Source organism: Candidatus Defluviilinea proxima (genome assembly GCA_016721115.1).
Classification (GTDB): Bacteria; Chloroflexota; Anaerolineae; order Anaerolineales; family Villigracilaceae; genus Defluviilinea; species Defluviilinea proxima.
Map to the genome: position 1 here is coordinate 2,463,898 of JADKIW010000001.1, position 19,681 is coordinate 2,483,578.

Genomic DNA, 19,681 nt, shown 5'->3' on the forward strand with positions numbered 1-19,681 from the left:
AGGGCAGGTGTCGATGGATTGAATATACTCTTGAACGAAAAAAACTACATTAATTTTTTATTAGAAATTCGATACAGATTATCCTAATTACTCGTTACCGTTGTTTGTGGTTTCTTGCCTCGAACAGTTTGAGCCAATCTTCTACTTCTTGTTTTGAGAGCTTGCGATCTTCAGATGGCTTGGGGGCAGAGTTGCGGGCCTGCCTGAGTAACATGGCAAATGTTTCTGATGATATGACTTCTGCTTGTACAGCATGTGCATCTGCTCCTACCTGTCTATCGGATGAAACAACAGTGAGATTCTTTGCGCGTTTGCCCATCTTCTTTAGTTGTCTGCGAATGGCATCGTCAGCGGTGGTTCCCAGCGGAATAAAATGCGCGGTTACAGTGCCCAGCTTGCGGGTGCCGGCATGAGGCGTAGGCGCTCCGTCAAAATAGACTTCCACTTGTTTGCGTTCGATCCTGCAGAATTCTTGAAGAATGGCAACGAGTTCCATTTCATCGTCTGGGGAATCCAAGCGAAGCCCAAGTTTGGGAATCAGATTGTGTCCATCAATGAGATAGGGCATGATAAAAGATAAAGAAGACAGTCACTATACAGTGACTGTCTTCTTGTTTCTGGTAAATCTTACTGGCTCAAGTCTATGGTCTCGCCACCGTATTCCCCAGTGACGGAGCTTGTGCCATCGTCGTAGTTCTTGGTGTAGGTGAGCGTTCCCTTTTTCTTGCCGCTGATTTCTGCTTCAAGGGTCAGGACGCCACTGTTGGAGTCGTAGCCGCCTTTACCTGTGATCGCGAAGCCTTTTGTGAAGGCGCAGTTTTCGTACGAGTATGCTTCGCCTGTTTCACTGGGACCAAATGTGAACGATCCGCCGTAGTTACAGGCAAATGAGACATCCTCGCTGAAATCGCTGTAATAAAACTCGGGTTGCGAGAGAAGGTTCGAATCGATTGCGAGGAAAACCTCCAGCGGGTCGGCAAAGTCACTCACGTCCTTGGCGATGAGAGGCTTATAAGCCCGCACAACGGACGGATCCCACTTACAAACGGTCTCACGCTCGGCAGGCAGTTCGCCTTTGACGAGGAAGTTCGTGATGTAATCATCAGGGCATTCGTTTCCATAACCAAATATGGAATGAAGGCCTCCATCGACATAGATATGATATCCATCTGCCAGACGTTCAGCAACGACTTTCCCTTCTTCAAATGGGGTGGCGGGGTCGAGCGTTGCATTCAATACAATCGTTGGCACACCGTCAGCGATCAGGGGCTCATTCTTGACAACTTCCTTCGGTGCGCTGGGCCAGAAGGCGCAATACAAACCTGTGTATACGCTACCGTCCACACGCGGCACGGTGCCGTTGGATGCCTGTCCTGCCTCGATCGTCTTGGCGATCTTTTCCTCTGGCGTGCCGCTGAAATACGAGTCGTCGGTGCAGTTCACATCGTAGAACATCGTATCTGAGAATGTTGGGTCACCGATGTAGTCTCCTGTGGCGGGGTCAAGGTTTGCCTGTTGATATAACAAACGCGCCATGGGGATAATATCTCCCTGATTGGCAGAAGCCAGGGCGCGCAGGAATAGCATGCGTCCGCCGAGGGAGTACATTTGATACGCAGTGGTGTATTCCCATTGATTGAACGTGAACGTGCGCTTCACCTTTGTTCCGTCAGGTAGAGGGAATTCATAGGCCATGGGTTTCTTTGAGATTTGCGCGGCAAGTTTATCGTAAACTGCCAATGCATCGCCGCCCAACTCTGCCGCACAAGCCTCGTCTGCATCACAGGCTTTGAGAACAGCGACAAGGACTTTGTCGAAGGCTTTTTCCTGCGCGAGAGCGCCTTCTTCTCCTGTCAGCGTCATATCAATTGTTCCGTCAAGGACGAGACCCGCAAGACGGTCCGCATGTGAGGCGGCGTAGGTTTGGGCCACAGCGGTGCCGTAGCTTACACCATACAGCCAGAACTTTTCATCGCCCACTTCCTTGCGGAAAGATTCAATATCTTCGGCCACTTGATCTGTGCCGTAGTAATTCAATTTGACTGGGTCGATGCCGATCTCTGCCACGCAACTTTCCACGAAGGTGCGAGCATCATCAATGGCGGATTGTTGTTCGGCTGGTGTATCGTACCCTTCCAGCCCGGCTTTATTGGTCTCATTCAAATACCCCAGAAAATCTTTTGCGTATGCAGTGGGGCAGGTTAAGGGACCGGAAAGCCCAAGTCCGCGTTGATCGAAGTAAACAATATCAAAATGTTCCAGAATGGTTTCTGGTATCCAATACAGACCACCTGAGCTGATACCTTCACCGCCGGGACCGCCGGGGAATGCTTGCACATACATTCCATAGCGTTCTCCTGTTGCGGGCGCAACTGCAAAGACCACGTCCAATGTCTCTGTGTTGGCCGTATCGAAGTGATTCAATGGGACCTGGATCGTCACGCAGGTGAAATCTGTATTTTCTTCGCAGGTTTCTCCACCCAAGCGTTCCAACATCGATGTCATGTTGTTCGTTTCGGTAGGTGCCGGGGTGTCGGTTACCGATGCGGGTTCGGTTGCTGGTGCTTCGGTGGGTTTTGGCGTGAGAAGCCCTCCAAAGTTACAGGCCAGCATAAATAAAGCAGTACAAATAGTAATGATCAATACATTTTTACGGGACATATTTTTCTCCTTGCTTTTCGGTTACTTGAATAAGGCTGAATTGTAAGCGTGACGCGCTATGTCAGCAAGAAACTACGGTGACTTTTGTATGATTGCCATAAACCAACACTGACACTTTAGGGTAGCTCTTTCGTATATATCTGATATAACGCAAACAGAAACATTACATGTGTTAGGTATAATGATATGAAGATGTTTGTGTCGACATCTCAAAACAAATGCAACATATTGATAAACAGGAGATACAAATGGCTGACAAAAAACAAAATAGATCGATCGTCCAATCTCAGGGCGGCGTATTACACAATGTGGTTATTCAAACAAAACTCATCTTGCGTCTTCTTGGCGACCGAAGGGTCAGCGCATGGACAAAGCTCATTCCCCTTGGCACCCTTGTATATCTCGTTTCACCTCTTGATATCATCATGGGTATTCCCGGCATATCTGCGCTCGACGATGCGGCTATCGTCTGGTTTGGTTCCAATCTCTTCATTGAACTTTGCCCTCGTGATGTGGTCAAGGAGCATATGAGCGATCTGCAAAGCAACCTCGACACCACAGATACCGATGATGTGATCGACGCTGAATCTACGGATGTGAAATAGATACAATGAAACGCTACCTGATCCTATTATTGGTATTGCCTCTTCTTGCTTGTAGCGGATTAAGTGCCCCGCTTCCTCCTACACCGACGCCTGATCCCAATTTACCGACCTTTGTCCCCCCGACAACAATCCCTGATTTACCTACACTGACATCAGTTCCTCCCACCGATCTGCCATCTGATGTTTCGGCATTCCCCGATGCCAACAACTACACCTGGCAAATGGTCGTCTCTGGCCTCGAACGTCCCGTTGACTTGCAACCCGATGGGTCAGGACGTTTGTTTGTGATCGAGAAAGCGGGCCGTATCCGAATCATTGAGAATGGACAGTTGCTTTCAAATCCGTTTTTGAATATCGAAGATCGCGTAAATAACGACTCAAATGAGAGAGGTTTGCTTGGGTTGGCTTTTCACCCCAATTACGCACAAAACGGATATTTCTTCGTGAACTACACCGGTAGTGGCGGCGATACTTTCATTTCCCGCTTTCAGGTTTCTGGTGACCCAAATACAGCCAACCCTTCCAGTGAAGTCAATCTGTTGCGTGTAAAGCAACCCTTCCCAAATCACAATGGTGGCACACTGCAATTTGGCCCTGATGGGTATCTCTATGCCGGTTTGGGCGATGGCGGCGCGGCAGATGATCCATTTGGCAATGGACAAAAAACAGACATGTTACTTGGCAAGATCTTGCGACTGGATGTTAACTCAGCCGAACCATATGCCGTCCCTGCTGATAACCCGTTCGGGAATGAGATCTGGGCATACGGACTTCGCAATCCGTGGCGGATTTCATTTGATAAACAAACAGGCGATTTGTACATTGGCGATGTAGGGCAGAACGTTTATGAAGAGATCGATTATCTTCCTGCAAATTCTCCCGGTGGTGCCAACTTTGGCTGGGACTTACGCGAAGGTAAACATGATTTTGAGGGCAGCGCATCTCCCGATCTGATCGAGCCTGTTGCAGAATACAGCCATTCCGAAGGCGGTTGCTCCGTCACTGGTGGATACGTCTACCGTGGAGCCATGCCCGAGTGGAACGGAGTCTACCTCTACGGCGATTATTGCACAGGGAAAATTTGGGGGTTGATCAAGTCTGTGAATGGCTGGCAGAACCAATTGTTGTTCGACGCGGATTTCAATATCACATCCTTCGGGCAGGATCAGGGTGGGGAAGTCTATCTTGTAGCGGACGGTGGCGATGTCTATCAATTAGACAGAAAATAATTTGGTGAAGTCTCATCCACAATAGGCGGATTGTCATTCCAATTTGTGACGCCTGTCACTAGCAGGCGTTTTTTATTTGCCCTACAATGGCGCTGTACACTGGAGGTGTCAAATGACTCAGAAAAAATGGCAAATTAGCAAGATCCGTTATTGTGAACATGTTGGGCATGAGATCTTTTTAGAATCGCAGGTTGTATATCCTTCTGATCAAATGCCCGATCAACCGCCTCATGTCGTTGCCCAGCGCTGTTCTCATGCCTTGGAATGCAACGCCATGGACAAAATGGTTTGTGCCTGGTGCGGTACGAACCCTGATGTGCGACCCTCGTAAACGAAATAGGCTGAAAAGCCTGTTTTGAAAGCAAAACGCCTGTAAAGGCATACATAACTCTCTCCTCCCTCTGAGTTGGTCTAAGGGCTACCCCGCGAGTGATCGCGGGGTTTGCCGTTAAGTGACCGGGACAAGGTTGTATGGGGTATCTTTTACTGCGTGTACGGGTTTTGAAACTTATACGCCAGTGATAGATGCAGTAAAACTATATAACCTTCGGAGTGGTATATGAAAAAAGTATTGTCCATTAGTGTGGGGTCTTCATCGCGCGATCATACAACCAGACATACCTTTCTTGGTCAGGAATGTGAACTTTCGAGGCGGGGCACCAACGGGGATTTTGAGAAAGCTGTTCAACAATATGCTGAGATGGATGGCAAAGTGGATGCTTTTGGTGTAGGCGGGCTGGAATTCTTTTTGCGAGTCGCAGATAAACGGTATTACTTTCGTGATGTTCACCGCATTCGTAAAACGATCAAGGTCAGCAAAGTGGGGGATGGGAATGGTGTAAAAGGTATTCTTGAAAAGCGCGCTTTTCAGTTTCTTGAGAAGCATCTTAATGAAAAGGAAGGCAAAACCCTCAAAGGTATGCCTGCTTTGCAGACTACTGCCGTGGACCGCTACGGTATGGGTGAAGCCATGGTAGATGCAGGTCTTGATGTTACGTTTGCTGATCTCATGTTCGCATTGGGAATCCCTATCCCTATCAAAACACTGGCGGGTGTGCGCCTGATGGCGGCGATCCTTTTACCCGTGATCACGAACCTGCCCTTTAAGTGGTTCTATGCGCTTGGTTCAGAGCAGGATAAACCACCTCAATCAAAATGGACAGAATACTATGAACGTTCTACTGTCATTGCGGGTGACTTTATCCAGATCCGCCAGTACATGCCTGATGACCTGACAGGCAAGATCGTTGTTACGAACACGACTACAGCGAAGAATGTTGAAGAGCTCAAAAAACGAAACCTGCATATCTTGGTCACCGTTACGCCGCGGCTCGAAGGTCGCAGTTTTGGTACGAACGTGATGGAAGCGACATTGCTGGCTTTGTTAGATAAGCCCCAATCCGAAGTAACCAATAAGGATTTTCTGGATTTGGTCGAGCGCATCCCTTTGGAGCCAAGTATTGAAGTGCTGAATTAAACGCTTCTTGTCAAGCCTAAGCCTGCTTCACCTATTCAAACAGGATTCCAGCCTTGACACCGTCCCGTTTTCGCAGATAATAAAGCGCAACCAATATGGAATACACCAGCTTGCTGGTGTAAAAACGGGAGCAAGCTCCCTGATTCCAAAAATATAAAGGCAGTGACAGAGGAAAGTAAACTGGCAGAAGCCGCCAGAGATGTGCAAGGTAAGCGGTGAAATTGCACTCGTCCGAAATCAGTTGAAGTTCCCTCTTGAGCCATTCGTGTGAAATGTATAAGTAGTGCGAATCGCAATCCCAGCGTTATAGGGGAGGCTGATGTTAGTCAGCACAAAGAGGACCACGAGAGTGGTCAACTTGGGTGGTACCACGGGAATCTCCCTCCCGTCCCATTTGCGGACGGGAGGTTTTTGTTTTGGACTATAGACCGTAGACGACGGACGATAGATAATGGTCAATGGTCAATCGTCTACGGTCAGATTTTTGGAGGTACGAATGTTGGAACAATTGAACGAGATCGAAAAGACTGCATTGGAATCGTTAGCCGCGATCACCGATCAGGCCGCGCTGGATGCCTGGCGCGTGGCGAATGTTGGACGTAGCTCACCGTTGATGCAGGTTTTTTCAGGGCTGGGAAAACTCTCCAAGGAAGAGAAACCAGCTGTCGGCGCGGCGGCGAACCGTGTGAAGGTGGCATTGGAGTCTGCTTTGGAGGAAAGGGCTAAGGCGATCAAAGATGCCGCGTTGGCGAAATCCCTTGAAGAAGAACAATTGGATGTGACGTTGCCCGGACGCAATGTGCATCTGGGACGGTTACATCCATCCACGCAACAATTGCGTCGCGTAATGGCTATTCTCGCGGACATGGGTTTTCAAGTGTATACATCGCGTGAAGTGGAAACGGACGAAGTCAATTTTCAAATGTTGAACTTCCCGCCGAACCATCCTGCGCGTGATATGCAGGATACGTTCTTCGTGGAAGCGGAGGGGCGGGGCGAGAACCCAATCGTGCTTCGGACGCATACATCGCCGGGACAGATCCACGCGATGCGCGAGTTTGCCGCAACGAACCCGCAGAACCCGCCGCCGATTCGCATTGCTCTGCCTGGCATGTGCTTCCGCTATGAGCAGATCACAACGCGTTCAGAAATTCAGTTCAATCAGGTAGAGGGACTTGTGGTGGGCGAGAACATCACCTTCGCTGATTTGAAGGGAACACTGATCGACTTTGCACATCGTATGTTCGGACAGAATGCTCATACGCGTTTCCGTGCTTCGTACTTCCCGTTCACGGAGCCATCCGCTGAAATGGATGTGGAATGTTTTGTCTGTGGTGGCAAGGGATGCGGTGTATGCAAGAACTCGGGCTGGCTCGAAATTCTTGGGTGCGGCATGGTACACCCTGTTGTGTTACAAAACGGCGGATACGACCCGAAGTGTTACTCGGGCTATGCCTGGGGCATGGGTCCTGAACGCCAGTTGATGTTGCGTTATAAGATCGACGACATTCGCTATTTCTGGGGAAACGATCTTCGTTTCCTGGAACAGTTCTAAATTAGATGATTAGAGAATGGAGATTAGAGATTAGTGAAGGAAGATAAATGAGTATACAGGGTTTGAAGAAGTTGCAGGTTTGGGTTAGGGCGAAGGATTATGCAGTTAAGGTTTACAAGCAAGTTATATCTTTGCTCCCGCCCGAAGAAAAATGGAACCTGAATCAACAACTCCGTCGCTCATCTCTCAGGGTCTCTGCCAATATTGCAGAAGGATATGGACGATTCTATTATCAGGATAATGTCCGTTTTTGCTACAACGCTCGAGGCTCCTTGGAAGAAATGCTCAGTCACTTGATCTTTTGCCTTGAAGTGAACTTTATACCCGAGACACTTTACAAAGAATTAGAAAACGAAGGCGAAGAGATCGAGAAAATGCTCAACGGCTATATCGCCTTCCTCAAGAAAAGTAAACAAGGTGAAAACGAGCCTGGTGCAAATTACAAAGTTCGTGAAGATGCCGAGCCTTACGAAATTGACTCTTCACACGACTCCAACAACCCTGAAGACACCACTATCTAACTATCTACTCACTACTTATCTAATCTCTATTCTCTACTCACTGGAGTAAATTATGAAAATACCTCTCTCATGGCTAAAAGATTACATTGACCTTGACGGTCTCTCCGTCGAAGACATTGCCCGCAAGTTGACTCTCGCTGGTATGGAAGTGGACGAGATCAAATATGCGGGTCTGCCGATGCCAACCTATAAGGACGGCGAACGTCACGAATTCAAGACCAGCGGTATTGGCTGGGAGCGTGACAAGATCGTCGTGGCAGAGATCCGTGAAGTGAATCCGCATCCCAATGCGGACAAGTTGACTTTGCTCGACTTGTTCGATGGTGAAAAGGATCAAGTTGTGCTCACGGGTGCGCCGAACATTTTCCATTTGAAGGGCACGGGCAAACTCCCCAAGCCGATTAAAGTTGCTTATGCCAAAGAAGGGACAACCCTCTATGATGGTCATGCCGATGGACTTGTGCTGACCACGCTCAAGCGCGCCAAGATCCGCGGTGTTGAGTCTTATTCAATGGTGGCATCAGAAAAAGAACTTGGCATTTCGGAAGAACACGAAGGCATCATCATTCTCGATGACGATGCTCCCGTGGGCATGCCGCTTGTGGATTACATGGGCGATGCCGTCCTGGATGTTTCCATTTTGCCGAACATGGCACGCAATGCGAACATCATCGGTATTGCACGTGAACTTGCCGCATTGACTGGGCGCTCGCTCAAGAAGCCGACAATCGAATACAAGACCGAAGGCGAAGCCATCGAAAAACTGGTTTCCATCGAGATCAGCAACCCCGAACTCAATCCGCGCTTTGTTCTTGGCTTGATCCGTGATGTGGAGATCAAACAGAGTCCATACAAGATCCAACGTCGTTTGCGCCTTGCGGGCATCCGTGCCATTAGCAATATCGTAGATGCGACCAACTATGCCATGCTCGATCAGGGCGAGCCGCTTCATGCCTTTGATTACGATGTTCTCAAAGAACGCGCAGGCAAGAACAATATCAAGATCAGTACCCGTTCCGCAAAGGATGGCGAGAAACTCACAACACTGGACGGCAACGAGCGCACGCTCACGTCCACGAATGTGTTGGTCTGTGACGAAAAAGGTTCGCTCTCGCTGGCAGGTGTGATGGGTGGCTCCGAATCCGAAGTCACTGACAAGACCAAAAACATCCTGCTCGAAGGCGCGGCGTGGAACTTCATCAATATCCGTAAGACGGCACAGCAACATAACCTTCCTTCCGAAGCATCCTTCCGTTTCTCGCGTGGTGTGCATCCTTCACAGTCAGAAATCGGCGTCAAGCGCGGACTTCAGCTCATGGCTGAATGGTCAGGTGGCAAGGTTGCGCCTGGACTCGTGGACGAGTATCCGCTTCAACCGAAAGACTCAGTGGTTGATGTCACAACACAAGATGTCAAGCGTCTGCTTGGCATTGACCTCACCATTGAGAAGGTTTCTGAACTTCTCACACACCTTGAATTCAAATGCGAAACCACAAAAGATGGTTTACGTGTCACGGCTCCCTCGCATCGCCTCGATATTGGTGAAGGTGTCATCGGTCTCGCCGACGTGCTTGAAGAAGTCGCCCGCAGTTATGGCTTCGACAACATCCCCGAAACACGCATGTCCGATTCGCTCCCGCCGCAGATCGGCAATCCCATTCACGAGTGGGAGGAGCATGTGCGCGACCTGCTCGTCCGCCTTGGCTTGCAGGAGATCGTCAGCTATCGCATGACCTCGCCCGAGCGTGAAGGTCGCGTTGTGCATCACGATGAATATGTTGTGCTTGCGAATCCCATTGCCCCCGAACGGAGCGTCATGCGTCGCAGCCTGCTTGCCTCCGCGCTTGAGTCGGTTGAAAAGAACGTGCGTGCCGAATCCATTGCGTTGTTCGAGATCGGTCCCGTTTTCGAGCCTGTCAAAAATGAACTCCCCAACGAGCCACGCAAGCTCGTCCTTGTGATGACTGGATTACGAGAAGCGCTGGCATGGGATGTGAAAGACTCTCCTCATCTTGATTTCTACGATATGAAGGGACGCCTCGAACTCCTTTTGAGCGGTCTCCGCCTCACAGACATTACCTACTCTGTAGCTGACGCTGTTCCCTACCTGCACCCAGGCAAAGCCGCACAAATTAAGATCGGTGACAAAGTCGTCGGCGTGTTCGGTGAATTGCATCCGTTAGTGAAAGATAAATACGAAGTCGGTGACGCGCCTGTCCTCGCGGCAGAATTTGACCTCGATGTGTTGCGTTCCGTTTCCCCGACCTACGGAATTAAACCCGTTGCTGATGTGCCCCCCGTCCTCGAGGATATTGCTGTCATTTTGGATGAGGCAGTCCCAGCATCCCAGGTGGAAGCGTTGATCCGCCAAACAGGCGGCAAGGTGCTGACCAATGTCAAGTTGTTCGATGTCTATCGTGATGAAAAGATCGGCGCAGGCAAAAAGTCACTGGCTTATAGCCTGACGTATCAATCCGACAAAACAATGACTGATGCCGATGCCGCCGCGATCCGCAAGAAGATCGTCAAACGGCTGGAGCATGAGGTTGGCGCGAAGTTGCGAAGTTAGTACAAACGGGATGCAAAAAGACTTGCATCCCGTTTTCTATATCTGTATACTGACCTAAATTCATTTTTATGGAGAAGAGAAAAGATGAACAATAAAAATACGGGCATAATTGCCACTATTGCCGCAGTGGTTCTTTGCGGTTGTCCGGGCTTGTTCTTGTGTTTATTTGGTGCATTGACTGCGGTGGGACGGGGAACTTTCAATAATTCCCGTATGCACCCGATGGCCGGTGTTGGTTTGCTTTGTGTGGCCTTGATTTTGATCTTGATCCCGGCTGGTGTTGGCTTCTTCACTTTACGCAAGAAACCTGAGCAACCTACTGAAACTCCTCCTGTTGATCCCCAGTAATCTATTGTGTAGATAATAAAAACAGTGGCCGCCCATTCGAGCGGCCACTGTTTTTATTTAATGATTGTTTATTTCACAATAATAGTCAATTTCATGTTGCAGAACTTCTCTTTGCCTGCCAGTAGAACCCAGGTTGTGTTGTAGGTGCCGGGGTCTTTGGGGGCACGCATCTCCACGATCAGATCCGCTACTTCACCGATCAAGGTCGTTCGAGAAAGATCGTAGCCCTCCACCAAATGGAATTTATCGCCACTGTCGTAGATAAACTCAACTCCGGTACGTTCCCATACTTTTCTGCCGACATTCCTTGCCCGCCACTTCACATTGAAATCCACTCGCGGGCTGTAGATTTCCCTGTTCTTTGGGCTATCCAGAAGCGTACAAGCGTAGTTATTTTTACTGGTGGGGCTGAACGTTTTCGTAATGGTTGGGATTACAAAAGCCGTCGGCGTGTAATAGACGAAGACGATAGTCTCTGTGATGGTTGGTGAAGGCGTGTTCGTTCCACGCGGTGTGGGAGTGATTGTTTCTGTTGGCGTAGAGGTTGGCAGGGCTCTCGCCGTCTGCGTAGATGCGGCATTTGCGGTTTGTTCGATGATCTTGTTGATCGCGCCCGGGTCCAGCGTGGGGACAACTGGTGCCGCATTCAAGGTTGGCACACAAGCTAATATTGTGCCTAAGGCAAGAAACCACATCAATAGCTTTGTTCTACGATTCAACATACGCCCTTTTACATTGACCTGTTCAACGATGATTATTAGTTCTCAACAATGATGCGAACGTACGGGAAGCAGATACCGCCTTCGAGCGCCCAAACCATAACCTGATAGCCTTCGTCCTTTGGTGCCACCGCATCGAAGCTAACCGAATACTGATCGCCCGGGTCCATGGCAGGAAGTTCGAATGAGCCGGATCCTGTCATCTTGGGGCCATTGCTGTATTTCAGATCGAGCCCGGCGCGCCAGGATTTTGTACCTGTATTGACGATGGTCCACTTGACATCAAAAGGGTCACCTGGTTTGAAGTATGTATCGTCATAGGGCCGTTGACCGATCACATCGCAAGAGTATTCTGCTTTAGCTGTGGAGCTACCACCACCTCCACCACCACCGCTTGGGGCAGTTGTGGGTGGAACAACAACGAACGGAGTCGCTGTCGGGATGAGGGAGGTTGGTGTGGGGGCAGCAGCTTCAGTTTGAGTCGGAAGCGGGGTGTTCGTCGGTTGAGCGGCCAATGCCTGAGCCTGTTGTGCGTCCTTTGCAGCGACGGTCAAAGCAACGGCTTCCTGAATCTGTTGTTGCACTTCTGCCGGGTCTTGCGTGGGAGCGGCTTGTGATGGGGCGCAGGCCGCAAGCAGGATGATGCCCGCCATGAGGATGAATATTACTCGTTTATTTGATTGATACATACTTAATCTCCTTCGTTTTACTTCTCGTTTGATTTTGAAGAGCCGTCACCGATACCGAGCGGCATCCATTTCTTCTCGTCCTTGAGGCGGTGCTGAATGCCATGACGGTCGTGGGTCTCATCGAAGCCCTCGGGTTTGATGAACATTTGCTCACCTTCAAGCAACCCGTGGACGCCGGTTTGGCCGGGCTCCAGTCTCTTTTCACCTTTGAATTTTGCGGCTTTGCTGGGCAGGTAGTCTGTTGGTTCCTCGTAGGTCGTTACGTAACCTTCATAATTCCGAAGGATAACCTTGTGATCAGACATGCTCAACAAGTAGTTCGGCATCACTGGGATCTTGCCGCCACCGCCCGGTGCATCCACAATGTATTGTGGAACAGCATAGCCGGAAGTGTGTCCGCGCAAGCCTTCCATGATCTCAATGCCTTTTGCGACCGGTGTGCGGAAGTGTCCCGCGCCTTCCACCAGGTCGCATTGATACAGGTAATACGGGCGCACTCGAATGCGTACCAGGTCCTGCACAAGTTTGCGTTGAATGTGAACATTGTCGTTCACGCCCGCTAGTAGAACGGACTGATTGCCGAGCGGAATGCCTGCTCGTGTAAGACGGTCGCAGGCTTGTTCCAGTTCCAGCGAAATTTCATTCGAGTGGTTCACATGAATATTGAGCCACAACGGATGGAACTTGGCGAGCATATCACACAATTCCTGTGTGATGCGCATTGGCATAAAGACCGGTACACGCGAACCGATGCGGATGATCTCAATATGTGGGATCTCACGTAAGCGGGTGAGCAATTCCTCAAGAACTTTTGGCGCCAGTACGAGCGGGTCTCCACCAGAGAGCAACACATCGCGCACTTGCGGTGTCCGTTTGAGGTAATCGATCTGCATCTCGAATTCCTGGCGGTTGAATGTTTGGCCGGGGTCACCGACGATGCGCGAGCGTGTGCAGTAGCGGCAGTATGACGCACACTGAGTCGTTACCAGCATGAGAACCCTGTCAGGATACCGATGGACCAGCCCGGGCACGGGAGAGTGGCGGTCTTCCGCAAGTGAGTCTTCCATCATGGCGGTGAAAGCATTCATCTCCTCCGCAACCGGGATGATTTGTTTGCGTGTCGGGTCATCAGGGTCATTTGGGTCGATCAATGAAATAAAGTAGGGCGTTACATCCACGCGAAACAGTCCCTGTGTTTGTAATGCCTTGCGTTCCGAGTCTGTCAGCGGCAGAACCTTCTCGATCTCTTCTGCTGTGTTCAAACGATGGCTCAATTGCCAACGCCAATCATTCCACTTCTCATCAGGGACATCGGCGTAAATAGGTGCACGTTTTGAAACAAAAGGTGTGGACATTTTTCCTCCGGGTTGATTAAAAGTTAAGTAACACTAAGACGTTATGCAACAGGTAAATTCCCTGTGGAGGATCATGATCTGGCCTGAAGAAACCGGCAGAGTTCAATTTCATAAATAATATTGTACGGGCAAACAAAAAGCGGGTCAATGATATATAATGCCCATAGGGGTAAATATGCACATCATTTTTTAATGGAGGACTTATGACAGACCCCGCTTCAACTCATCGACTTTGGGCTGATCTGCACCACCCAAACCTTTCTTCCGCTGATGCTGATTTTTCCATCCTTGGCATTCCCTATGATGGCGCGGCATCTGCGCGGAAAGGAGCCGCCCTCGGCCCCGAACGGATCCGCTTTTGGTCCACACATTTGACTCCCTTTAGCGAAGATCGCACGCCTCTTGGTGATATCCGCGTGGCCGACCTCGGCGATATTCCTGTCGCAGATCAAATAACGGACTTCAAACTAATACGTAAAAAAATAGCAGGGCTGCCTAATACCCCCATCGTTCTTGGTGGTGATCATTCCATCAGCATTCCGGTCTTACAAGCTCAGCGCGAAAAATATGCCGACCAGAAACTCGGTTTATTATGGGTGGATGCACACCCTGATCTGTGCGATGTGTTCACAGGCTCGAAGTTATCTCACGCCTGTGTGTTGCGGCGTGCGCTTGAGGCCGGTTATGAACCGGGAGAAGTGTGTCTTGTCGGTTTACGTTCATGGGAAGATCAGGAAATTGACCTGATCGAGAATGGCGGTCTGAACGTTTACACTGCGGCCGATGTGGCAGAACGAAACATGAAACGGATAGCGACCAGTATTCGCAGTAAGTTGAGCGATTGCGATGCCGTCCATATTTCACTGGATATAGATTGCCTAGACCCAGCCTTTGCCCCTGGTACCGGCATCCCTGACGCCGGCGGCCTAAGCACACGAGATGTGATCATTCTCCTCAAAGAGTTGCAGGGACTTCCACTTGTGGGTCTTGATCTGGTCGAAGTCGCGCCTCCGCTTGACCCAAGCGAAGCGACGGTCTTTGCGGCATTGAAGATCATTATGGAATTTATGGCGATCTTTGCCAGAGAGAAACAGAAATAAGAGGAATATTCAATGGAAAAAATTCAAATAGTCCACAACCCGGGCGAAAAGTGTTTTGAGACCGTGATCGATGGCAAACTTTCCAAGCTGGATTACATTCAGGATGGGAAGAATTTTGTAATTACACATGTAGGCGTTCACCCCGATTTGAGGGGCGGTGGTGTTGCTGGAAAGATCGTTCAAGCCGGGCTTGAATATGCCAGAGAGAATTCCTTGCGTGTGGTCCCAATGTGTTCCTATGCGGCGGCTTATATTCGCAAACATCCAGAATATGCCGAGTTGACCAAGCAAACAACGGGCGAATGAGCGAAATCACTTTTCGTACTGCAAAACGCGAAGATTTATCAACTATTGTGCGCATGCTTGCGGAAGATGATTTGGGGAGTCAACGTGAACAGTATGATGAGCCATTGCCCGAAGCGTATTACAAAGCATTTGAACAAATCGAAAACGACTCGAATCATGAGTTGATCGTGGCTGAATTGGATGGAGAGGTTGTGGGGACTCTCCATCTTATTTTTATTCCATCAATTAGCTTTCAGGGTGGATTACGTGCGCAGGTTGAGTCTGTGCGCGTAGGCAGGGTGTTTCGTAATCGGGGAATTGGAAGGGAAATGCTGAAGTGGGCAATTGAGCGAGCTCAAAGACGAGATGCACACCTTATCCAGCTGACAACTCATAGGTCCAGAAAAGACGCGCACCGCTTTTACGAAAAACTCGGTTTCGAAGGGTCCCATTTGGGAATGAAGTTGATGTTGAAATAAAAAGGCGACAATCATACAAAGTGATTGTCGCCTTTTTTCAAATCATTTGATCACATATAGTGTAGCTGATTGTGCGGGCAATGTCACCATGCCATCTTTTGAAAAAGTTTGTATCCCCAGGTTTTCGGCGTTGTGTGTTGAATCCAATAACCAGACTTCGGCCTCGCTCAACTTTTTACCTTTTACTTGAAGCGGAATAGTCTGCTCTGTGTCTGATAAGTTGATTACCATCAGAGTTAGTGCTCCATCCGCACGTGTAGCGGCGAAGATATCCACATCTGTTACGCCAGATGCGGCGTACACTTGTTGGTTGCCAAAGTTCTTGTAGAGGGGGAAAACATAGAAAGTGGAACGGACGTTAGTGCCATCAAGTAATCCAAGCCCGCCACCATGTTGTGATAACACCCATTGATTGACCATGAAGACGTCAGAGTTCATCAACTGCCCGAGCACATCAGCGTACCAGATAGCGTTATAGAACGAATCGGGCGACGCTATCTGATTCATTTGAGTACTCGGATCAGAATTGAGTTCAGTAATGGCGATGGGTAGATCACGACCCGTAATCTCTTTGACCAAATTGCGCAACGCTTCCACATCTGCGGTCCATTTGCGCGTATCTTCCCGTAGGTCTTGGATCGTAACCGGAGTTCTCGGCGAATACATGGGATAACGATGGACACTGATAACATCTATCAGGTCGCCATTGACTTTTAGAAATTCACTTACCCATTCACGTCCGGCAGAATCTTTTGGCGTTGCTTCAGGGTTATCGTCCCATTGGTGGACCTCAGGCCCGATCAACTTGATGGTTGGGTCAACCGCTTTCATCGCGAGCGCAATAGGCCGCCAATCTTTATTGAGATTTTCGGTAGTGTAATCGTATTTTGCATAATGCAGTTCAGTGTAAATGGATGGTTCATTGCCGATGCTCCAGTAGGTTACACCATATTTTCTCTCAATATTGGTGTAGCGGACGAGTTCAGCAGCGGCTTCAGGTGTTCCACCTAACAAGCGTGCACTAATAGTTGGCATGGCCCCTACTTGTTTTGCAAAACCCATGAGCATGTCTATTTGAAAAGTTTGAACGTCAGCTTGGTCGGTCCATGCGCCTGCGGGGAAACGTAATACGGTAAACCCTGCTTGTTCAACGAGCGGCATTGCATCTAACGTTACTGCATGCATCGGTCCATAGTTGGTTCCGTATAAATATGGACTGATTGGGCCAAGGTCCGTACGGGTGTCGACAAATAATGTGTCTGGTATGGGCGTAGGCGCTGGGGCAGGGCCACACGCAGATAATAGTGCGATGATCAATAGCACGATCATATATCGATGTTTCATTCTTTGCTCCTTAATATGATTGAGATGTGCTCAACAGACAAGATTATAACGAGCACAGGAAACAAAAAACACGCCCATGTGGACGTGTTTTTGTGGCGGGGAGGGCGGGATTCGAACCCGCGACTGGTTTTACCCAGCACTCACTTAGCAGGCGAGCCCATTCAGCCACTCTGGCACCTCCCCGTGTATTCAGTTCGAGGTTTCAAGTTGAGGGAACTTGTGCTAAATAAACCTCAAACGTTCGCTATTTTATCATGCAACCCTCAGCGGAGGGAGTGGGATTCGAACCCACGTTGGTGTGACCCAAACATGTTTTCAAGACATGCACCTTCAGCCGCTCGGTCATCCCTCCAATATCCCGTTGATTCTCGGGAAGCGGTCAACATTTTACCATAAACATGAAACGAAAATACCCTGCAGAGCGTTATAATAATATATAGGAGATTTTATTATGTTTTTATCCCTTTCATCTTCCAATTTAAAGAAAGGGCAGGGGTTAGTGGAATATGCCATCATCCTTGCCATGGTTGGTATTGTAGTGATTGCGGTCATGCGTGTAATGGGGCCTAAGATCGGCAATGTTTTTAGCTCGATCAATAACTCCCTGAGTGTTAGCATTGGCGGTGGGTCAAACTCAGGGAATTTTGTGCATATTGCAAATGAAGGCGAAACCTTTACTGTGCCCGCTGGACAGCACGAGGTTCAATATGGTTCAAACGGCGTTTATTACACTCAGTTTATTACAGGTCCAACTACTGTCCAGTGTAGTGCTTCTACATTTGGGAACCCAAACTCTGGGGGAGTAAATAGTTGTTCTATGAGGTAATGGATAAGTAGGGGCGTGGTATTGTAACTGTGCCTATTCCATACCTTGTTTTCTGTAAATGAGACGAACTTGGTATAATTCGCCCCTATGAAATACCACATCTGGACCGAAGGATGCCAAATGAACGTCGCCGACTCGCAACGGGTCGGTTCTTCGTTGGAGCATCTTGGCTATACTTTTACCGAAACCATCGAAGAAGCAGACGTTATTGTTTTAAATACATGTGTCGTACGCCAATCTGCTGAAGACAAGGCGATAGGGCGTGTTTCCTCGCTTGCGCCCCTGAAGAAGAAAAACCCAAACCTTGTTATCAATTTGATGGGGTGTATGGTCGGTGTGCGTGGTGCAGAAAAACTCCGTGAGCGACTCCCGTATGTGGATGTCTTCTCACCGCCATCGGACCCAGGCCCGTTGATCTCGCACCTTACACAGGGCGAGATTCAATCCATGGAAGATGCTGAAACTACACGTCGTTTCCTCACAATGGACGAGGAACTGATCCTGCCCGTTGCCGAACGAGGCAAGCTCATCAGTGCCCATGTGCCTATTGTTTATGGTTGTTCACATGCTTGTACGTTCTGCATCATCCCTTATAAGCGTGGAATTGAACGTTCACGTCCCGTTGGCGATATCGTGAGCGAAGTCCGTTCGTTGGCAAAACAAGGCGTCAAGGAAATCACCCTCCTTGGCCAGATCGTTGACCGTTACGGCAAGGATATCCCCGATGGTCCCAACTTGGCGGCTCTTCTTCGCATCATCCACGATGTAGAAGGTATTGAACGCATCCGCTTCCTCACTTCTCATCCCAATTATTTTGATGATGAACTGATACAGGCTATCGCTGAACTTCCGCGCGTGATGCCGCATATTGAACTTCCCATTCAAGCGGGTGATGATGAAGTACTCGCTAACATGAAACGTGGATATACCCAACAGGCCTATCGTGATCTTGTTGGAAAGATCCGTGAACGGATTCCTAACTGCTCCATCGCGACGGATATCATTGTTGGATTCCCCGGCGAGACCGAAGAGCAATTTATGGAAACGTACCGCGTCCTCTCTGACCTTCGGCTTGATGTGGCCCATTTAGCCCGATACTCCGTTCGAGAGGGGACCGTTGCCACCCGCCGCATGGACGATAATGTTCCCGAAGAAGAAAAGATGCGCCGTTTACACATGCTGGACGATCTGCAAGAACAAGTTGTCGGTGAGATCAACAAGAAATATCTTGGCGAAACTGTGGAAGTATTGTTTGAAGAAAAAGTTAAGGGCCGTTGGCGTGGACGTACTCCTACCAATAAACTTGTTTTCGTTGAATCGAACGATGATTTGCGCGGCAAACTCCTACCTGTTACCGTCACGTGGACAGGGCCATGGTCTATGCAGGCGAACCTGCAGAAACAACCTGAATTGATTTCATTATGATGCCTTAGGGGCGGGTTTCAAACCCGCCCCTACATTTTTTGGAGGGAACATGAAAAAACATAAAGTCCGCCCATTGGCTATTTGTGTGTTTCGTCATAACGACCGTATTCTTGTCAATGAAGGATATGATCCGCTCAAAGATCAGACATTCTACCGTCCGCTTGGAGGTGGAATTGAGTTTGGCGAAACAGCTGAAGAGACTGTTCGACGCGAGTTGATGGAGGAGATCAATGTGGAGGTGGGGGAGGTGCGTTATCTCGGCACGCTCGAAAACATCTTCACCTTCAATGGGACTCCCGGTCATGAGATCGTGATGATCTATGATGGGGTGTTGAAAAACTCCGGGTTGTATGAGCAGGCCGAAGTCGAAGGAAAAGAGGCGAACGGAGAAGTCATCCGTGCGGTGTGGATGGAATTGGATCAGTTTAGGATGGGGAAGTCCATTTTATATCCAAATGGTTTGCTTGAGTTACTGATGTAAATCAAAAAGGAGA

Annotated in this window: 20 protein-coding genes, 2 tRNA genes and 1 other annotated feature; of the genes, 14 read left to right on the forward strand and 8 right to left on the reverse strand. The window is 49.2% G+C overall.

The window, feature by feature from the left end:
• Window positions 1-94: 94 nt before the first annotated feature.
• Together IPP66_11470 and IPP66_11475 are read right to left on the reverse strand one after the other, a co-directional pair.
• Entirely contained in the window at window positions 95-568 is a 474-nt protein-coding gene (locus IPP66_11470; protein MBK9925897.1) for an NYN domain-containing protein, read from the reverse strand.
• Between the two features lie 59 nt (window positions 569-627).
• Complete coding sequence (locus tag IPP66_11475) at window positions 628-2,661, reverse strand: alpha/beta fold hydrolase (GenBank protein ID MBK9925898.1); 2,034 nt, start codon at window positions 2,659-2,661, stop codon at window positions 628-630.
• 248 nt (window positions 2,662-2,909) lie between these two features.
• Between IPP66_11475 and IPP66_11480 the strand changes: the two genes are divergently transcribed.
• From IPP66_11480 to IPP66_11515, 8 genes are all read left to right on the forward strand, one after another.
• Window positions 2,910-3,266 (forward strand): DUF1232 domain-containing protein, encoded by a 357-nt coding sequence (locus IPP66_11480; protein ID MBK9925899.1) that lies wholly within the window; start codon window positions 2,910-2,912, stop codon window positions 3,264-3,266.
• 5 nt (window positions 3,267-3,271) lie between these two features.
• The gene (locus IPP66_11485) at window positions 3,272-4,495 is read left to right on the forward strand and encodes a PQQ-dependent sugar dehydrogenase (GenBank protein MBK9925900.1); all 1,224 of its coding nucleotides are present in this window, start codon (window positions 3,272-3,274) and stop codon (window positions 4,493-4,495) included.
• A 112-nt stretch (window positions 4,496-4,607) separates the two neighbouring features.
• Window positions 4,608-4,826 carry a hypothetical protein gene (locus tag IPP66_11490; protein ID MBK9925901.1) on the forward strand — a complete coding sequence of 73 codons (219 nt, stop codon included), beginning with the start codon at window positions 4,608-4,610 and terminating at the stop codon, window positions 4,824-4,826.
• Between the two features lie 228 nt (window positions 4,827-5,054).
• Window positions 5,055-5,972 carry a quinate 5-dehydrogenase gene (locus IPP66_11495; protein MBK9925902.1) on the forward strand — a complete coding sequence of 306 codons (918 nt, stop codon included), beginning with the start codon at window positions 5,055-5,057 and terminating at the stop codon, window positions 5,970-5,972.
• Between the two features lie 153 nt (window positions 5,973-6,125).
• Window positions 6,126-6,368 (forward strand) — a binding site (T-box leader).
• A 100-nt stretch (window positions 6,369-6,468) separates the two neighbouring features.
• Entirely contained in the window at window positions 6,469-7,527 is a 1,059-nt protein-coding gene (gene pheS / locus IPP66_11500) for a phenylalanine--tRNA ligase subunit alpha (protein ID MBK9925903.1), read from the forward strand.
• Between the two features lie 47 nt (window positions 7,528-7,574).
• Window positions 7,575-8,048 (forward strand): four helix bundle protein, encoded by a 474-nt coding sequence (locus IPP66_11505; protein ID MBK9925904.1) that lies wholly within the window; start codon window positions 7,575-7,577, stop codon window positions 8,046-8,048.
• A 52-nt stretch (window positions 8,049-8,100) separates the two neighbouring features.
• Complete coding sequence (locus IPP66_11510; protein MBK9925905.1) at window positions 8,101-10,617, forward strand: phenylalanine--tRNA ligase subunit beta; 2,517 nt, start codon at window positions 8,101-8,103, stop codon at window positions 10,615-10,617.
• An 84-nt stretch (window positions 10,618-10,701) separates the two neighbouring features.
• A complete protein-coding gene (locus tag IPP66_11515; GenBank protein ID MBK9925906.1) occupies window positions 10,702-10,965 on the forward strand; it encodes a hypothetical protein in 264 nt (87 codons plus the stop codon).
• Between the two features lie 68 nt (window positions 10,966-11,033).
• On the opposite strand, the gene IPP66_11520 is transcribed toward IPP66_11515, so the two are convergent.
• The 3 genes from IPP66_11520 to ablA are packed head-to-tail and all read right to left on the reverse strand — an operon-like array spanning window position 11,034 to window position 13,728.
• Window positions 11,034-11,687, reverse strand: coding sequence for a hypothetical protein (locus IPP66_11520; protein MBK9925907.1), 654 nt, complete (start codon window positions 11,685-11,687; stop codon window positions 11,034-11,036).
• A gap of 35 nt (window positions 11,688-11,722) precedes the next feature.
• Window positions 11,723-12,373 carry a hypothetical protein gene (locus tag IPP66_11525; GenBank protein MBK9925908.1) on the reverse strand — a complete coding sequence of 217 codons (651 nt, stop codon included), beginning with the start codon at window positions 12,371-12,373 and terminating at the stop codon, window positions 11,723-11,725.
• Window positions 12,374-12,390: 17 nt separating this feature from the next.
• Window positions 12,391-13,728, reverse strand: a complete 1,338-nt coding sequence (ablA, locus tag IPP66_11530; protein MBK9925909.1) for a lysine 2,3-aminomutase — start codon at window positions 13,726-13,728, stop codon at window positions 12,391-12,393.
• A gap of 203 nt (window positions 13,729-13,931) precedes the next feature.
• Between ablA and speB the strand changes: the two genes are divergently transcribed.
• The 3 genes from speB to IPP66_11545 are packed head-to-tail and all read left to right on the forward strand — an operon-like array spanning window position 13,932 to window position 15,592.
• Window positions 13,932-14,828: an agmatinase gene (gene speB, locus IPP66_11535; GenBank protein ID MBK9925910.1), complete on the forward strand. Its 897-nt coding sequence runs from the start codon at window positions 13,932-13,934 to the stop codon at window positions 14,826-14,828.
• A gap of 12 nt (window positions 14,829-14,840) precedes the next feature.
• The gene (locus IPP66_11540) at window positions 14,841-15,134 is read left to right on the forward strand and encodes an N-acetyltransferase (GenBank protein ID MBK9925911.1); all 294 of its coding nucleotides are present in this window, start codon (window positions 14,841-14,843) and stop codon (window positions 15,132-15,134) included.
• A complete protein-coding gene (locus tag IPP66_11545; GenBank protein MBK9925912.1) occupies window positions 15,131-15,592 on the forward strand; it encodes a GNAT family N-acetyltransferase in 462 nt (153 codons plus the stop codon). Before IPP66_11540 ends, IPP66_11545 begins: the two co-directional genes overlap by 4 nt.
• A gap of 42 nt (window positions 15,593-15,634) precedes the next feature.
• Here IPP66_11545 and IPP66_11550 read toward each other — a convergent pair whose 3' ends face one another.
• The 3 genes from IPP66_11550 to IPP66_11560 form a co-directional block, all read right to left on the reverse strand.
• Window positions 15,635-16,936 carry a hypothetical protein gene (locus IPP66_11550; GenBank protein MBK9925913.1) on the reverse strand — a complete coding sequence of 434 codons (1,302 nt, stop codon included), beginning with the start codon at window positions 16,934-16,936 and terminating at the stop codon, window positions 15,635-15,637.
• A gap of 93 nt (window positions 16,937-17,029) precedes the next feature.
• Window positions 17,030-17,119: transfer RNA gene (locus tag IPP66_11555), tRNA-Ser, on the reverse strand.
• Window positions 17,120-17,203: 84 nt separating this feature from the next.
• Window positions 17,204-17,288, reverse strand: a tRNA-Ser gene (locus IPP66_11560).
• Between the two features lie 99 nt (window positions 17,289-17,387).
• Between IPP66_11560 and IPP66_11565 the strand changes: the two genes are divergently transcribed.
• From IPP66_11565 to IPP66_11575, 3 genes are all read left to right on the forward strand, one after another.
• Entirely contained in the window at window positions 17,388-17,762 is a 375-nt protein-coding gene (locus tag IPP66_11565; GenBank protein MBK9925914.1) for a Flp family type IVb pilin, read from the forward strand.
• A gap of 87 nt (window positions 17,763-17,849) precedes the next feature.
• Window positions 17,850-19,187, forward strand: a complete 1,338-nt coding sequence (gene miaB, locus IPP66_11570; protein MBK9925915.1) for a tRNA (N6-isopentenyl adenosine(37)-C2)-methylthiotransferase MiaB — start codon at window positions 17,850-17,852, stop codon at window positions 19,185-19,187.
• Window positions 19,188-19,236: 49 nt separating this feature from the next.
• Window positions 19,237-19,668 carry an NUDIX domain-containing protein gene (locus tag IPP66_11575; GenBank protein ID MBK9925916.1) on the forward strand — a complete coding sequence of 144 codons (432 nt, stop codon included), beginning with the start codon at window positions 19,237-19,239 and terminating at the stop codon, window positions 19,666-19,668.
• The last annotated feature ends 13 nt before the right edge of the window (window positions 19,669-19,681 follow it).

What these genes read in the sequence shown, in the direction of transcription:
- IPP66_11470 (MBK9925897.1), bottom strand. Translation starts at nt 568, where the DNA reads ATGCCCTATCTCATTGATGGACACAATCTGATTCCCAAACTTGGGCTT.
- IPP66_11475 (MBK9925898.1), bottom strand. Translation starts at nt 2,661, where the DNA reads ATGTCCCGTAAAAATGTATTGATCATTACTATTTGTACTGCTTTATTT.
- IPP66_11480 (MBK9925899.1), top strand. Translation starts at nt 2,910, where the DNA reads ATGGCTGACAAAAAACAAAATAGATCGATCGTCCAATCTCAGGGCGGC.
- IPP66_11485 (MBK9925900.1), top strand. Translation starts at nt 3,272, where the DNA reads ATGAAACGCTACCTGATCCTATTATTGGTATTGCCTCTTCTTGCTTGT.
- IPP66_11490 (MBK9925901.1), top strand. Translation starts at nt 4,608, where the DNA reads ATGACTCAGAAAAAATGGCAAATTAGCAAGATCCGTTATTGTGAACAT.
- IPP66_11495 (MBK9925902.1), top strand. Translation starts at nt 5,055, where the DNA reads ATGAAAAAAGTATTGTCCATTAGTGTGGGGTCTTCATCGCGCGATCAT.
- pheS (MBK9925903.1), top strand. Translation starts at nt 6,469, where the DNA reads ATGTTGGAACAATTGAACGAGATCGAAAAGACTGCATTGGAATCGTTA.
- IPP66_11505 (MBK9925904.1), top strand. Translation starts at nt 7,575, where the DNA reads ATGAGTATACAGGGTTTGAAGAAGTTGCAGGTTTGGGTTAGGGCGAAG.
- IPP66_11510 (MBK9925905.1), top strand. Translation starts at nt 8,101, where the DNA reads ATGAAAATACCTCTCTCATGGCTAAAAGATTACATTGACCTTGACGGT.
- IPP66_11515 (MBK9925906.1), top strand. Translation starts at nt 10,702, where the DNA reads ATGAACAATAAAAATACGGGCATAATTGCCACTATTGCCGCAGTGGTT.
- IPP66_11520 (MBK9925907.1), bottom strand. Translation starts at nt 11,687, where the DNA reads ATGTTGAATCGTAGAACAAAGCTATTGATGTGGTTTCTTGCCTTAGGC.
- IPP66_11525 (MBK9925908.1), bottom strand. Translation starts at nt 12,373, where the DNA reads ATGTATCAATCAAATAAACGAGTAATATTCATCCTCATGGCGGGCATC.
- ablA (MBK9925909.1), bottom strand. Translation starts at nt 13,728, where the DNA reads ATGTCCACACCTTTTGTTTCAAAACGTGCACCTATTTACGCCGATGTC.
- speB (MBK9925910.1), top strand. Translation starts at nt 13,932, where the DNA reads ATGACAGACCCCGCTTCAACTCATCGACTTTGGGCTGATCTGCACCAC.
- IPP66_11540 (MBK9925911.1), top strand. Translation starts at nt 14,841, where the DNA reads ATGGAAAAAATTCAAATAGTCCACAACCCGGGCGAAAAGTGTTTTGAG.
- IPP66_11545 (MBK9925912.1), top strand. Translation starts at nt 15,131, where the DNA reads ATGAGCGAAATCACTTTTCGTACTGCAAAACGCGAAGATTTATCAACT.
- IPP66_11550 (MBK9925913.1), bottom strand. Translation starts at nt 16,936, where the DNA reads ATGAAACATCGATATATGATCGTGCTATTGATCATCGCACTATTATCT.
- IPP66_11565 (MBK9925914.1), top strand. Translation starts at nt 17,388, where the DNA reads ATGTTTTTATCCCTTTCATCTTCCAATTTAAAGAAAGGGCAGGGGTTA.
- miaB (MBK9925915.1), top strand. Translation starts at nt 17,850, where the DNA reads ATGAAATACCACATCTGGACCGAAGGATGCCAAATGAACGTCGCCGAC.
- IPP66_11575 (MBK9925916.1), top strand. Translation starts at nt 19,237, where the DNA reads ATGAAAAAACATAAAGTCCGCCCATTGGCTATTTGTGTGTTTCGTCAT.